The sequence below is a fragment of the Enterococcus malodoratus ATCC 43197 genome (assembly GCF_000407185.1).
Classification (GTDB): Bacteria; Bacillota; Bacilli; order Lactobacillales; family Enterococcaceae; genus Enterococcus_A; species Enterococcus_A malodoratus.
Genome location: NZ_KE136481.1, coordinates 1,927,817 through 1,942,359 on the forward strand (window position 1 = coordinate 1,927,817; position 14,543 = coordinate 1,942,359).

The window sequence follows — 14,543 nt, forward strand, 5'->3', positions numbered from 1 at the left end:
ATTCGGTCCCCTCTTATTCTGGATTGACTGCAACAACGATTTTGTTGTAAGCAAGCTCACGCTTAAACATTTTAGGCAGTACATCGGATAGATCTGCTAAAGCAATCTCATCACTCACCATTTCTTTGAATTTGATTCGCTGCTTGGACATTTCCTCCAGTGTCGCCTCCCAAGCACGACCAGGATAAGGAGCGGTATATGAATTCCATGAACCTGTGATCGTCAACTCTGCTCGCATAATGCGTTCTGCCTCATGTTCAGATAACGGCAGATCCTGATGTGAGATTCCTACCAATACCACAGTTCCATGCTTACGAGTAATTAAAAGTGCCTGCTTCTGAGTAAACTTACTGCCGGCGGTTTCAATCACAACGTGTACACCTAAACCTGTTTCCGCCTTGATTGCTTCTTCTAAATCTTGCTCTTTACTGTTAATGGTTACGTCTGCACCAAGCTGTTTTGCCAAAGCTAATTTTTCATCAAAAATATCGACAGCAATCACTTTTTTCGCACCAAATATTTTTGCGATCTGAATCGCAAATTGTCCGATTGGACCACAGCCAAGTACCGCTACGGTATCGCCGACCTTCATATTTGAGCGTTGCATTGCATGCCAACTGATCGTTGCTGGTTCTACCCCAGCTGCTGACAGCAAATCCAAATCCTCTGGCATCGTTACACAGTGCTCTTCTGGAACCTTCACGTATTCGGCAAAAGCGCCATTACTGCCTGTACCGATTATGTTATAATTATCACTGAGTCCATAAGATCCTTCTTTTGTATATTCAGAATTGGGATCTGGAATCAGTGGTGCGACAGCGATCTTGTCTCCAACATGAACTTTTGTGACTTGGGATCCTACCCGATCCACAGTCCCGCTAAATTCATGTCCTAAAATGAGCGGATACATTCTTGCACCATCTTCTAAGTTTGCGCGGGGTACATCTGAGCCGCAGATCCCCGCGTAAGCGACTTTGACTAATACTTCATCTTCACCTATCTCTGGAACATCCACCTCTTGAACTTCCAATACACCAGGTTTTACTAATACACTTGCTTTCATTTTTTTTGTCATGCTATCCTTCATCCTTCTCTATTAAGCTACCTTCGTTTTGGCTTCTGGAATCTCACCATTATTTTTCGCCGCAGCCCGTTCAACATATCCATAAAATGCTTCCTTATTTTTCCGGAACAAGAAGTAAATAACAAAGTAAGCGACGATCGTCAGGCCGATCCACAGTGGATTCTGACTCAGAAAGGCTAAGAAAATCAGACCAAAAATTGGTTTTCCTAAAATATTGAAGCTTGTTACCATCAATGCACCAGCTGGCAATGTGACACCCACCGTTTGCGCGATTTCTGTAAACATTGGTGCAGTATATGAACACATATATAGTCCTAAACTGAACCAGATAACACCATTGATTAAAGTTTTTGCGATATTCCCATTTGATAAACATACCAATGCTTGAACCATATATGGGATTGCCAATAAATCAACTACCGGCAGTGTCTGATTTCCAGGTAAGATCATTGCGATAAATACCATGATTGGAATCAAAAGAATTCCTGAGATTAACGTTGCAGGTTCTCCATAACCAGTCGCATCATTTACACCTAGATACCATTCACGTCCTTCATTGTTGCCGCGGACATTTTTACTAGCCGCTTGTGAGATTGGGTTAAATGCTTGTGAAAAAATCCCAGCGACTTTCGGGAAGATTGCCATTACAGCACTCGTTGCGATCGCCACTTCTGTAATTTGCCCCCAAGAAGATAATTCTGCTAAATTACTGATATTTCCTAAAATCCCTAAGAATAGACCTAAGAACAATCCTAATGAAATCGGTTCGCCCAAGAAACCTAGTTTTTTCTGCAACCCTTGAGGATTTAAACGTACTTTATGCAGACCAATCATGTTCCAAATCGGATCCATCAATAAGGCAAAAATTCCAGGTTCAATATTGTGCATTGCAATAATCGTACAGTTTGGATAATGATAATAACTAGACCATCTTCTTGCTAGCATTTCCGACAGCAACAGGCTATACATATTTAACAGACACATCAAGACAACCGCTAAAATCATATTTCTTGTAGCTAGGTAAACCATTGAACCCCAAACCATGTAGGAATAGTTATTCCATAAATCCGAAGGCTGAAACACATTCGTCCACTTCACTAAGAAAAGTACCGTTTGTAAAACTAAGGCGATCACTAGGTAGATCATACCGGCTTCTGTTGAATAGGCCACTAACGCGGTTGCTTGCCAGCCGACATCAAATGCCGGAAGGTTGATTCCAGTTTGATCAACCATCTGTTGAACGACTTTCGAAATAATCGGGGTATATGAGTTCAAAATCAAGGTGAAGCCCATCAATCCTACACCTGCGTACAATCCAGATAAAAATGCTTTTTGAGTCTTTACTTTTAATACCTTAGCAACTACAAAAATCATCACGGGAACAAAAACTGCCGATCCAAACGTATCAAAAACGCTCTTTAATGTTTCTAACATCTCATTACTCCTTTTTTAGTTTAATGTATTTTATTTTTTAGCTTTACTAAAAATTTCAGCAAAAACCAATCCTTCGCCATTATTCTTTCGCAAGAAACCAAAAACAACCTTTGTTCAAAAAACTATTTTTCTAAAGCTAGCAAAACCCCATCGACTTCTTCCAAAAACTCATCTTCCCCAAAACCAGTTAGAAAACCAATCGCATTCACCACAGGAATCCCGTAGTCACCATCGGGCAATGGACTCGTATACGTAATAAAATCAAACTTGCCTGTTTTCGCTAAAGACAACGCCTCATTTGGATTCGCCTCTGTCGTATCAACGATGTAGCCTTTTTCTTCCAATGTTTCTCTTAATTTTTCTGCTACCATCGATGATGTCACTGTTCCTGATCCGCAAACGGATAACACATTGTATCTTTTCATTACTGTTCCTCCTTATTCTTTGTGCTTTACGCGATTTCTAATTCCATTTTTGCTATGATGTCATACATTTCTTCTGTAGACGATACTCTCTCTAAACGTTTCAATGTCTCAACGTCTTGGAATAGTCCCATCAGTTTACTCAGCATCTTGACCTGTCCATCAGGATCTTCCACTGCCATTAAAATGACTAATGAGACATGAACTTTTTCTTCCGGATTAATCATTGAACAAACTTCGATCGGTTCTTTCAAAGTTGCAATGGCTAGAGCCGATTGATGCACATGCACACGATCGGTATGGGGAATCGCAATACCATAGTCTCCCATCTGCAGCCCTGTAGGAAAACCTTTCTCTCTTTCCAAAACGGCTGGAACATAGGTCGGTTTAACATACCCTTGTTCCTCCATTTTTTGCCCCAAAAATGTAATTATCTCTGCATAATCGTGCGGCTTCATTTTGCTAAAAAGCAACTCTCGTTTGATCACTCGATCCCTCCTATTCTGTTTTTTTGCTTCTTGCTTACCCAAAAGATAGCACGGAACCGCTTTCTTTTGAATTTCTTTTGAACTCATTTTTTACTGAACCTATTCCTTAATATTGGTATGACTTGCTGAAAACGTTGATTTCACAAGCGCCTTTTATCGTCACTTGTTCATTAAAAATCAGAAAGGTCATAAAAAGCCCACTCTTGAAAAGAATGGACTACAGCGCTTATGCTTTTTTGAATTCTTGGATGATAGTTAAAAGAGCTTCCTTGTCTTGTGCTTGATCCAATCGTTGAATCACCTTCGGATCACTAGCGATTTTTAATAGCTGCATCATAGGCTGGATGTGCATTTTTTTATCAATCGCTGAAATGACAACAACATAGCGATACGTTTGATTCTGACTAAAGAATCCCTGTTTTACTTTTGCCAAACACATACCTAATTCAAGAGCTCCATTTTCAGGAACCGTATGAGGAATAACGATTTGATTTCCTAGCAAGATACTCGGTGTAACTTCGGGAAACTGTTCTTTTAAGTGCTTTAAATAACTCGGCTCAACGATTTCTCGATCAATCAGATTTTGCGTTGCCGCTTGTAGGACCTCCAACCAATTTAGTTCATTTTCTAAAATAATAATACTTTCTTTCGTAATCAAATCACTCAAGTTCAATTTCGTTTCATTGGTTAAAATCTCTTGATCTTGAATTTGGAATATCGAATTATAAGAAATCATCAGCTCTTTACGAATCTTGCCTTCTGCTTCAGCAGTCATGGGTAGATGCTTTTTAACAATCGATAAAATATGATCCGGCTGCAGCTTATAGCTATCAATTTTATAAATCAGCTGAATCACTTCATTGACGATCAAGGTCTTATTCATAGCAGACAAATCATTTCCAACGACGATAACCGGTAATTCCGTAGTCAATGGATTGGTTGAAAAAATCAATTGGACATCTAACATATCTTCTTTCTCATAAAATTCGCGAATTGAAAATGAACTGACAAAATGGATCATGGGAAACCAATTATCGAGAGTCTTTTCCAAAAGTTTTGAACTAATAATACCATTCGGACAAACGACCGCTGCTTTGACGATTGTATTGTCAAGATTAATCGGTTTTTCTTTATGCATATAGGCACCGATAAACATGGTAATCAGATAAATCTCATCATTGGGAATCCGTTCTTCAAAAAATTCTTCTAGCGGCGCTATAGAAGATTTTACGATAAAGAATAAAGGATCCAATTGATTTTTGACAATATCTGTAAGAGTATAGTCCGATGTCAGTCCATAACGGATCCGATAGTAAGCTGGTGTCAGATGGAGTGTCAAATTCTCAATTAATTGTGCTTTATCGTTAAGCTGAATGATCGTGTTTTTTTCTAACACAGCGATAAATGTTTCGATATGTGTTCGCAACGCGTCTTTGTTCAGGGAAAAAATATTACTCAGATCCGTTATTTTCAGTGAAAGGATATAAAGACAAAGATACAGATGTTCTGTATACGATTTAGGCAGCATCTCCTGACCCGCTAATACCTTTACGATTGCTCCATACTCGTTAGTATCCATAATCTCTTTTGCCAACAAGCCAAACCGCTGTTCTATAAAGTGTTCGTTTTTAACTCTGCGATTCAAAAGTACCAAGAAATAAGGTGCTGTTTGTATTCGATTATCCGTGTATTGAACTTGTAATTCTTCCTCGGCCAAACGCAGCATTTTCCGTTGAGCATCAATTTCCGCTGGTTGGATCTCTAAGTATTTTTCAAAAATTAATCGATTGTAAATTGAATCCATTACTTGATCTGTTACTACAAGAATCAACCCGCGGATAGCCTCTTCATCCCCGCGGAAATAGTATCCGCCTTTTCTGGAATAATCGATCGTCAATTTATGCTTTTTCAATTGTTTCTTCAATTTCTTGATATCCGAAACGATCGTATTCTTACTAACTTCCAAACTCTCTGAAAAGTGATAAAGAGAAAGATAGTCTGCTGAAAAAACCACTAATAAAATAACCAGCAGACGATGATCTTCATCTAAAAAACTATTCTCATCTGCCTTCAATTGACTTTCGCTATTCATGATTCCAGAGAATGCATCCACTACCTTTGTATCTACCACAAAACTGCCATTTCGTGATCGAATAATCTTACGATAGTCATTTTCTCCTAGATAGTCATTGATTTTTTTCAATGCGTAATCTAACTGATTGCGGGTCAGATCATATTTTTCCATAATCTCTTTTGAAGAAATTTTTACCGTAGAAGCGACTATCTGTAAGATCTGTACACTCCGATTGTCTAGATCCATCCGATTCCCTCCTGCCTCCATTTTTTACCTTAGTCTAGCTTGAATGAAAAAAATAGTAAACGTTTTCTTTTGTGAAATCAGATAAAAATAACAGAATATCAGAATTTTCAAGATGCTATGATATAGCACAAACGTCCATTTTGAACTGCTTGAGTTAACACGCTAAAGTAGTTCTACCTTACCAAAACCCAAAAAAAAAATTGTGCCAAAAATTCTGGCACAACTTTCTCAACTTTATTAGAATTCTCCTGGATTAGATTCGATCATCACTTTGATCTCATTACCTTCCATAACTTTTTCAAAAGCTTCACGCCATTGAGTTAGTGGATATTTTTTTGTAATCATTTCATCAATATTGATGGCGCCTTTAGCTAATAAATGAATAGCAATTGGCCAATCATAAGGATTTTGTGACCGACTACCAATATATTGAATTTCACGTTGGATGATTGATTCGGTGTCTAGTTCAACCATCTTATTTGCGAAAAGTCCAACTTGGATAAATTGCCCACGTTTGCGAAGCAATGGTAAACTGGCATTTACAGCTGGCGCAGCGCCTGAAGCGTCGTACACCTTATCAACACCATAACCATCTGTCTCGTCGTTAACGATAGTAGCTAAGTCTTCTTTCATAGTATCTACAACAATATCCGCACCAAGTTTTTTTGCTAAAGCTAAGCGGTGAGCATCTTTTGTGATCCCGGTCATAATAACAAATGCACCAATTTCTTTAGCGATTTGCAATAAGAATAAACCGATTGGACCAGGGCCCATGATGATGATTTTATCTTTTAATTCTAGTTGACTCTTTTGATACATCGCATGAACACAACAAGCTAGCGGTTCACTCATTGCAGCTCCTTCATAGCTTAAATGATCGGGTAAAATATGAATACTTTCTTCGCGCGCTAATACATAATTTGCCATCGAACCATTTTGCTGAGTCCCGATCCCTTTGCGATAAGGGCATAAGTTGTATTGTTTTTCTTTACAGTAATCACATTTGCCGCAGACATAAAAAGTTGTTTCGCTTGTTACACGATCGCCAACTTTGACTTTTGTCACTTTGTCACCAACTTCAACAACTTGACCAGCAAACTCATGACCTAGAACTACGGGTGTTGTAGGATTTTTATATTCCCCTTTAAAGGTATGAATATCTGACCCGCAAATCCCAGTATAAGCTACTTTTATTAGTACTTTATCTTCACTTGCCTCAGGTACTGGCAAGTCAATAAATTCCATTTGATCGTAACCAGGCGCTTGTTTTGAAACACCCTTCATCATTTTACTCATTTCAATAGGCCCCCTACATAATTGAAGCGACAACTTCTGAAAGTTTCAAGAATATCCATTTTAAGAAGTTTCCGCCTGTATCTAAATTAGTGATTTGAGCTGCCCCATCCGGGAATTTCACAATTCCTTGCGCCATTTGAGTAATAACCGGTGCAAAGTTTGTAGCCATCAATAAAGCTGCGGCCATAACCACTGTTAACGAAATAACTGAGTGTAAAATATTTCCTTTACGGCTTGGTACAACTAGTGCTGCAAAGAAAGGTATAGTAGCTAAATCTCCAAAGGGTAATACACGGTTTCCTGGTAAGATTACAGCTAAGAACAATGTGATCGGCACCATCAAAAGACCAGTGGACAAAGCAGCAGGCGAACCTGTAGCTAAGGCCGCATCCATCCCTAGATAGATTTCACGGTCACCATAACGACTTTGCAATAGTTTTTGGGCTCCTTCTTGAATTGGAATTAGCCCTTCCATCAGAATTTTTACCATTCGCGGCATTAAGAACATAACACCACCCATGTTCATTCCGATTTTCAAGATACCAATAAAGTCGTATCCACCAAGTAATCCTAAGAACATCCCAATAATAATCCCCATGATCATGGGCTCTCCGAAAATTCCGAAACGTTTTTGAATCGTTTCTGGTTTTACATCTAATTTGTTAATGCCAGGAATCTTATCCACTAACCAGCCAACCGGTAAGGCCAAAATGGCATATCCTTGGGCCGAGCCCGTAGTAATACTAATTCCTTCTAATCCGTAATACTCTTGTACTTTTGGTGCAGTTTTATCGGCAATAATCTGAATAATAATCGTAAACAAAATTCCACACAGGATGCCAAAGAAAAAACTTTTTGTTACAATATAACCAGTTGCTGCCACAGAACTAACATGCCAGTAGTTCCAGATATCGATGTTCAGTGTTTTGGTTCGATTTAATGCCAACATGATTAAATTTACGATTAAGATCACTGGAATCATTACAGCCGCGATTGGTTGCGCCCATGTCCCGGCTGAGACTGCTGGCCAGCCCGCATCAATGATCGTCAGGTTCAAACCGAACCGTTCAACCATCGCCTGCGCCGCCGGACCAACGTTGGTTGTTAAAACCGTAATCACCAAATTAATTCCGATCATCCCAATACCAACAGTTATTCCTGAAATAATTGCTTTCTTCACTGGAACTCTAAAAATAATTCCAACAATAAAAATGATGATCGGCAACATGACACTTGGCCCGGCACCTAAAATACTTTGTACCACATCCATTAAACCATCCATTGATTCATTCCTCCTATATATAATAAATTATTGAATCCCTTTTGCTGCCTCGATGATTTCATTTTCAACTTTTTCTGTTCCAATCCCTGTTAAAAATGCCATCGCTTTAATTGCCGGAATCTTATACTCTGTCGGCAACATAGTCGTAGTGACTAACATATCCGCTCCATCTTGTTTAGATGCCGCTTCTGAAATTTTAATTTGCGTAATTTCCACCGGCATATTGTTCTTAGCAAACAAATCCTCAACCTTTTTCATAACCACTGTTGATGTTGCAATACCTGCGCCACACGCTACTAATACACGAATTTTTTTCATTTTAATACTCTCCCTTATAAATTATTTTTTTTAATCGCACTGACTAATTCAGTTGCTGTATTTGCCAATAAAAGTTCCGATAAAGCAGATTCATTTTGCAGTAATCCCATTAACGATTGCAGCATTTCTAGTTGTGCATGGGGTTGGTTTAAACCTAGGACAAAGACGATCTGTGCTTTAACTTGCTGGTTGTTGTCCTCCATACTTTGAAAAACAACGGAATCTTGCAATGTTATCACCGCGACAAATTCTTCCAAGATACATTCAGCATCCGTATGCGGAATCGCTGCCCCCATACTCATTAGTTGAATCCCTGTTGGAAACGTTTCTTCCCGTGTTTTTATTCGATCCAAAAAATCTTCCCGTACCCAACCAAGATCAGATGCTTTCTGCGCAACTTGTTCAAATAGTTCCTCTCGAGAAGAGAAATTTTCTTGTGCCAAAACTAATGGATCTTTCACATAGGAACTCAGTGTCGTTTCTGTCATCATTTTGCCCTCCAATACTCATCGTTGAAATCTATCAACGTCTCACGTACTTCTTCTTTCGTTGTTGCCTTTTCTAGTCTTGCCAATTGATCCGCCCCTGCTAAACTCATCATTTCGAAGATCAAATCTAGATGTTCTTCTTTGTCGTTTGAAGCTAACAAGATGACCGTATGAATTTTTTTCCCATCTTCTGTAACGATTCCTTTTTTTACAATTCCCAAACTAATTCCTACACCGATTGCCCCCGCTTCTTTGACTGTATGAGGCAACGCGATTTTATGACGTAAAACCGTATACGCTGGTAAGATTGGCATTTCTTTTTTTAGAGCTTTGATATACTCTGGTGTGATAATTTTTTGCCGCTCTAAAGGTTCCCCTAACGCAGTTAATACTTCCGACCAACTGACTTCTTCTTCAAATATTTGAAGCATTTCTCCTTTTAGTAAATCAACTAAATGCGGCCGTTTTTTTTCTAAAATTCTCGATTCCTTTGGTACGAACAAACCTAATAGCTCTTCATAAAGGCTAGTTTCATCTAGTATTTCCGCATGTTTTTTAACGACAGTTAAGATCTTTTCCGGCGTCACAATCTCTGTTTGGATAATTGCAGTTGCTCGCAGCACTCGCTCCCTTAATTGCCGTTTTTCTTTCTCAGGTAAAAAGCTATCAACTACGAAAACTTTTTTTTCCGTTTTTAGCGGAACTGCTGAAAAAATAAAGTCTACATCATAATTGGTTCGATAAAACTCCCGTGCGGACATAGTTGTAACAAAATCAATTTCGGGTAATAAATTTCGCAGTGTATTTTCCAACAAGGCTGCTATTGAAATGCCGTTAGGACAAACGATAACTGCTCGTTTCCGATTTTCTGGATGGACGATCTCGGAACTTTCTACAATATGGCTGCCGATGAATAAAGAAATGAAAAACAATTCGGCATCAGGAATCGGCTGTTCAAAATATGTTTCTAATGGGCCACTAGCTTCCTTGACTAAGTAAAACAAAGAGAATAAATTGGCATCCTTATTTTCTTGGTAAAACCGTGTTTGCAGATTTAAATGATATTTGATCCGATAATAAGCTGGTCTCATATGTACCAAAAGTCGATCTAGCAGCTTTTCTTTGTCTTCTAACGTTACACCTGCAATTCGTTCAAAATTGGCAATAACCTTTTCCAAAGCTTCCTTCATTTTAGTCAGCTCTTTAACAGATAAGATATCGCCACGCGAAAGGTTGGTAGTCAATAAAAGCATCGTTAAGTAAACGCGTTCATTTTCACTCAACCCATCAACATCCCAAATTACTCGATCCGCGGCTAAATATTCTTTCGTATCCGCCAATTCTCGATAATTGATCTTGAAACTATACGAAATCAGTTTGCCTTTTTGTGCCCGCCGAATCATTAATATGATTAGTAAAGGTAATGTTTTTAGGCGTTCATCTGTGAATTGAACTTCCAACTCTTCTTCTACCAGTTCTACTCGCGTTCGAAAGGCTTCAATTTGTTTAGGATCGATATTAGCAAAATGTATAATAAAATTAACTCCGTTATGCATCATCGCTAGATTATCCAGTAGGTCAGAAAGTAAATTCCGCTTGTTCCATTCATCGCCTTGGATGAAGTATCCCTTTAATCGGGTATACTTCAGTGACAATTCATTTTGCTGTAACTCGTGATCAACTTCTTTCAGATCTCTTAACACTGTATTCCGACTAACTTTCAGTTCATCAATGAAATGATTTAATGAAAGATAATCTTCTTTACTCAACAACATCAACTCGATTATGGCCGCTCTTTCTTTACCTGAAAAAACGTAACTCTCAGTTGACACTCCGAGTTGGTCATCACCACCCTTATAAGTTGAAAGAATCTCATTTGCAATGAGAAAGTGACCATTTTTTGTTCGTTTAATCTCACCCAGATTTTCATCTAATAAAGAATCATTTATTTTTTTCAACGCGTAATTCAATTGCCCTCGCGTTAAATCAAATTTTTCACATAGCGCTTTACTAGTGATTTGAGGGTTGTTGACTAACTCAACAAAAATCTGATTGGTTCGCTCTTCTAAATTCATTGTCATCCCTCTTTACATCCTCAATTTAATCTAAAACCGCTTACATTTCCATCTTATTTGTTCCCAAATAGTTCGGTGTTTTTTATGCAACTTGGTGCTTAAAAAATATTTGTTTCACAAAAAAATATTTGTAAGAACAAAGAATGCCTAAATATAGGTGGAATTCAATGCTTACGTTTCTGTTTTTTGTTACACATTATGCAACTTGGTACTCTGAATCTTTCCTCATTCTATCAAGAGTCTCATTATTTGTCTGTTTTTTATGTAAGCTAGACTTTGCAGGAATTTGAAGAAAAAAGCCTGGCACATTAATTTGCCAGACTAAATTTTTCTCATTTAGTTGTTCACGCGTACGTTTTTTAGCATATGAAATAATTTCCAACTTCTTTTTCTTACAATTAAACTCCGAAAAAGATCCTCTATTATACAAACATAGTTCTTAACTAACAGTGGAAAGATAAACCAAAAAAATTTCTCCCAATATAAATAGATGGAACCTATTCGCTTTTTTTCTTTTTAAATTAAGTTCTCTCTTCGTCCTCATTATCATCTCTTTGAGCTCGTCAACTCAACTATTTTTCTCTTTATGGTTTCAGCAAATCCTTTTGAATACATTTAACTTTAACAATGGTTTGTTTCGTCTGACCATATCCGATAATGTGTTTTGTTACTTCAAATGCAATGAAAACATACGGAATCTTTTTTCTTTTCAAGATAATCTCATCCCCTGTTTCTGGTGGATTTTCTTGAATTTTTATTTGCACACCCTTCATGGGTGGACCATCTATCGTTTTATAAAAATAGTATTTTACTTTCATTTCAAACTACCTTCTTCACTTTCATGCCATTTAGTATACTCAGTAATCTATGGATGTCTAAAAATAACATCTCACAGACGGATTCATTTATATGCATTATTTAAAGTTATTTTGAGTAAAAATCAATTGTAGCTCAAGCTCTGTTGAAACGTTTTAATAAATATATTTAATAGTTATCCTTTAATCAAATCTCTAGAAAAAAGAACACTAATTTTCAAAAATAAATTTACCAAACACTACTTATTTACATTGTCTTCTTCTATTAAATCATTGCCTAATTAAATAAATTCTTTCCCGGAGAATTTTCACTCGACTCAATTAGCGAAATATCTTTCTAAGAAAAAAAGTGTGTATTTATGCGGATAATTATTTTAAATGAACAACAAAAAAGTGGAGAACATCACAGATCTTATCCGTGTGGCTCTCCACGCCCCTTACTAATTAAATCTTTTAGTTTCTTTCTATCTCATAGGGCTCAATTTCAAAAAGCTGTACCAAAATTTGATTGACCTTATCAAACAATTCGGCCGTATCTTCGAATGTTCGCTTAGTTTGAATTCGCTGGTTATCTCTTTGATAAACTATTTGTTCACCTAAATATTTCGGACTGACAATCTCTAAACCTTTTTTTAAAACAATCTTTTCCTCGCTAATGCCTACCGGAATAGCTGTTTCACGCCAACCATTCTTTTGTGCAATTGTTTGAACAAGTGAAGAAACGTCAAAACTATCTAATATTTCCGAACGTTGATCAGCAAAATGAATTGTAAAAGTCTCGGTACTTTGAAGTCCGCAAGCATTACATCCACCTTCAACCAAAAAAGCTTTACTGGAAATGATCGCTTTAGACACGCTGCTCCCTCACTTCTTGATAAATTTTAGCCAGTGTTTTGGCATCTAAATCAGAAAAAGTGGATACTACGACATCGGCAAATGCCAAATCTTGTTTCGGAAAAGAGGGGTTTGCAAAGCCTATGCCGACCAATCCAGCATTGCGAACCGCACCCGTACCATTCTTTGTATCTTCGATTCCTAAACAATTCTCAGGTTTAACACCTAAACGATTTGCTGCTGCTAAATAGACATCGGGTGCTGGTTTTGAATGTTCCACTTCTTCCGTGCTGACTACTTCTGAAAAATAATCGGACAATCCAATCTCCACTAAATTATCTTTAATTTCTGCCAACGAAGAGGAGGAAGCCACCGCTAGTTTTAACCCTCCCTCGTACAAGCGCTTTACAAACCCCTGTGCATGAGGGATCACTTTAATTCCATCATGTTTGGTCATTTCTTTTCGCAAATCGTTCATCTGTCGAACGTACTCTGGTACCGATAATGGTAATGAAAATTCCTGCTTCATCTGTTCCCACATATAATCGCCTGTAGTTCCCATGAATTGGTAATGGTAGCTCTCCTTAACTTCGTGTCCCGCTTCTTTAAGAATCTGTGATTTACTTTGAAAATAGATATACTCGGAATCAACCAAGACACCATCCATATCAAAAATAACTGCTTCTAACATAGATACCTCCATAAAAACATTTGCTTAAACTCTACCACAGATAATAAAAGGAATATAGTATTTCCTAAAAACTACGAACTCATAATAGTGAATAATCAAGAATAGGATGGATATAAAAACTTGCCGTTTTCAACAACAGTAACAGTTAACAATTTATTACTATAAAAAAAAGCACAGCTCAAGGCTGCGCTTTCTATAACGTCTTTTCGATAGCTTTTTCAGGAATAAACCACATCAATAGAATCAGAACATTAACAATCAATACCGCGATTGGTGCAATTAACTTTCCTAGGATCAAAGCCAATAGTGCAAGTCCAATCGACAAATATGATTTTGGATAATGTTTAAACATTTGTCCGATCTTCGAATCTTTCCCATTAGCTCGTATCAATGCCTGTACTAATAAATAATACGCTAAGTCGGTTCCTAACGTGACCAATCCATATAAAGCTTGCGGCGGCCAGTCAAACGGATAATCCCCTACCCAAGCAGTGACATACGGAAAGAGCGTCATCATCAAAATCAAAAAGTTATTAGCCCATAGAACCCTGCCATCTACTTTCCGCACTAGTTGAAAAAGATGATGGTGATTATTCCAATAGATGGCCAAGCTGATAAAACTGATCAAGTACACAATAAATTTGTGTTCCATTTGTAAAAAGGCAGACCAAGTAGGCGCACCCGGTTCATGTAATTCTAAAACTAAAAGGGTCATGATGATTGCAATGACCGCATCTGTAAAAGCTTCAATTCGTGATTTTGGCATTTTTTCTCCTAACAGTCATTGCTAACTAAAAATAAGATAAATTACTATGGATACTATTAAACAAAAAAAAGCCTAAAATATCAAGAATAATGTCATTCTGCTTCATTAATTTGATCCGCTCGTTATTTCTCGTTATCTTAATCGCTATTTAGATGCTCTTTTTTACAAATATATGGTAATTGGGACCTGTGCTTTTTCTTCATTATTAAATTTAACAGCACAAAAATTCT

At 37.5% G+C, this 14,543-nt stretch carries 14 protein-coding genes; all 14 read right to left on the minus strand.

Going from position 1 to position 14,543, the window contains the following annotated elements:
• Positions 1 to 13: 13 nt before the first annotated feature.
• A complete protein-coding gene (locus tag I585_RS09480; protein ID WP_010742589.1) occupies positions 14 to 1,075 on the minus strand; it encodes a galactitol-1-phosphate 5-dehydrogenase in 1,062 nt (353 codons plus the stop codon).
• A 21-nt stretch (positions 1,076 to 1,096) separates the two neighbouring features.
• On the minus strand, positions 1,097 to 2,518 hold the full coding sequence (locus tag I585_RS09485; protein ID WP_010742588.1) for a PTS galactitol transporter subunit IIC: 1,422 nt from the start codon (positions 2,516 to 2,518) through the stop codon (positions 1,097 to 1,099).
• A gap of 122 nt (positions 2,519 to 2,640) precedes the next feature.
• Positions 2,641 to 2,943 (minus strand): PTS sugar transporter subunit IIB, encoded by a 303-nt coding sequence (locus I585_RS09490; RefSeq protein WP_010742587.1) that lies wholly within the window; start codon positions 2,941 to 2,943, stop codon positions 2,641 to 2,643.
• A 26-nt stretch (positions 2,944 to 2,969) separates the two neighbouring features.
• Entirely contained in the window at positions 2,970 to 3,428 is a 459-nt protein-coding gene (locus tag I585_RS09495) for a PTS sugar transporter subunit IIA (protein ID WP_010742586.1), read from the minus strand.
• 226 nt (positions 3,429 to 3,654) lie between these two features.
• Positions 3,655 to 5,748: a BglG family transcription antiterminator gene (locus I585_RS09500; RefSeq protein WP_010742585.1), complete on the minus strand. Its 2,094-nt coding sequence runs from the start codon at positions 5,746 to 5,748 to the stop codon at positions 3,655 to 3,657.
• Between the two features lie 237 nt (positions 5,749 to 5,985).
• Positions 5,986 to 7,044 carry a zinc-binding dehydrogenase gene (locus I585_RS09505; RefSeq protein ID WP_010742584.1) on the minus strand — a complete coding sequence of 353 codons (1,059 nt, stop codon included), beginning with the start codon at positions 7,042 to 7,044 and terminating at the stop codon, positions 5,986 to 5,988.
• A gap of 13 nt (positions 7,045 to 7,057) precedes the next feature.
• On the minus strand, positions 7,058 to 8,326 hold the full coding sequence (locus tag I585_RS09510) for a PTS galactitol transporter subunit IIC (RefSeq protein ID WP_010742583.1): 1,269 nt from the start codon (positions 8,324 to 8,326) through the stop codon (positions 7,058 to 7,060).
• Between the two features lie 27 nt (positions 8,327 to 8,353).
• Positions 8,354 to 8,644, minus strand: coding sequence for a PTS sugar transporter subunit IIB (locus I585_RS09515; RefSeq protein ID WP_010742582.1), 291 nt, complete (start codon positions 8,642 to 8,644; stop codon positions 8,354 to 8,356).
• Positions 8,645 to 8,658: 14 nt separating this feature from the next.
• Positions 8,659 to 9,132 (minus strand): PTS sugar transporter subunit IIA, encoded by a 474-nt coding sequence (locus I585_RS09520; RefSeq protein ID WP_034708551.1) that lies wholly within the window; start codon positions 9,130 to 9,132, stop codon positions 8,659 to 8,661.
• A complete protein-coding gene (locus I585_RS09525; RefSeq protein WP_010742580.1) occupies positions 9,132 to 11,207 on the minus strand; it encodes a BglG family transcription antiterminator in 2,076 nt (691 codons plus the stop codon). The genes I585_RS09520 and I585_RS09525 overlap by 1 nt, the downstream gene beginning before the upstream one ends.
• A gap of 584 nt (positions 11,208 to 11,791) precedes the next feature.
• Positions 11,792 to 12,025 carry a hypothetical protein gene (locus I585_RS09535; RefSeq protein ID WP_010742579.1) on the minus strand — a complete coding sequence of 78 codons (234 nt, stop codon included), beginning with the start codon at positions 12,023 to 12,025 and terminating at the stop codon, positions 11,792 to 11,794.
• Between the two features lie 450 nt (positions 12,026 to 12,475).
• Positions 12,476 to 12,877, minus strand: a complete 402-nt coding sequence (locus I585_RS09540) for a DUF4809 family protein (protein WP_010742578.1) — start codon at positions 12,875 to 12,877, stop codon at positions 12,476 to 12,478.
• Positions 12,870 to 13,547, minus strand: coding sequence for an HAD family hydrolase (locus I585_RS09545; protein ID WP_010742577.1), 678 nt, complete (start codon positions 13,545 to 13,547; stop codon positions 12,870 to 12,872). Before I585_RS09545 ends, I585_RS09540 begins: the two co-directional genes overlap by 8 nt.
• Positions 13,548 to 13,740: 193 nt before the next feature.
• A complete protein-coding gene (locus I585_RS09550) occupies positions 13,741 to 14,313 on the minus strand; it encodes a TMEM175 family protein (RefSeq protein ID WP_010742576.1) in 573 nt (190 codons plus the stop codon).
• Positions 14,314 to 14,543: the final 230 nt, after the last annotated feature.

Coding starts and splice junctions, on each gene's coding strand:
- I585_RS09480 (WP_010742589.1), bottom strand. CDS start 1,075: ATGACAAAAAAAATGAAAGCAAGTGTATTAGTAAAACCTGGTGTATTG.
- I585_RS09485 (WP_010742588.1), bottom strand. CDS start 2,518: ATGTTAGAAACATTAAAGAGCGTTTTTGATACGTTTGGATCGGCAGTT.
- I585_RS09490 (WP_010742587.1), bottom strand. CDS start 2,943: ATGAAAAGATACAATGTGTTATCCGTTTGCGGATCAGGAACAGTGACA.
- I585_RS09500 (WP_010742585.1), bottom strand. CDS start 5,748: ATGGATCTAGACAATCGGAGTGTACAGATCTTACAGATAGTCGCTTCT.
- I585_RS09505 (WP_010742584.1), bottom strand. CDS start 7,044: ATGAGTAAAATGATGAAGGGTGTTTCAAAACAAGCGCCTGGTTACGAT.
- I585_RS09510 (WP_010742583.1), bottom strand. CDS start 8,326: ATGGATGGTTTAATGGATGTGGTACAAAGTATTTTAGGTGCCGGGCCA.
- I585_RS09515 (WP_010742582.1), bottom strand. CDS start 8,644: ATGAAAAAAATTCGTGTATTAGTAGCGTGTGGCGCAGGTATTGCAACA.
- I585_RS09520 (WP_034708551.1), bottom strand. CDS start 9,132: ATGACAGAAACGACACTGAGTTCCTATGTGAAAGATCCATTAGTTTTG.
- I585_RS09525 (WP_010742580.1), bottom strand. CDS start 11,207: ATGAATTTAGAAGAGCGAACCAATCAGATTTTTGTTGAGTTAGTCAAC.
- I585_RS09535 (WP_010742579.1), bottom strand. CDS start 12,025: ATGAAAGTAAAATACTATTTTTATAAAACGATAGATGGTCCACCCATG.
- I585_RS09545 (WP_010742577.1), bottom strand. CDS start 13,547: ATGTTAGAAGCAGTTATTTTTGATATGGATGGTGTCTTGGTTGATTCC.
- I585_RS09550 (WP_010742576.1), bottom strand. CDS start 14,313: ATGCCAAAATCACGAATTGAAGCTTTTACAGATGCGGTCATTGCAATC.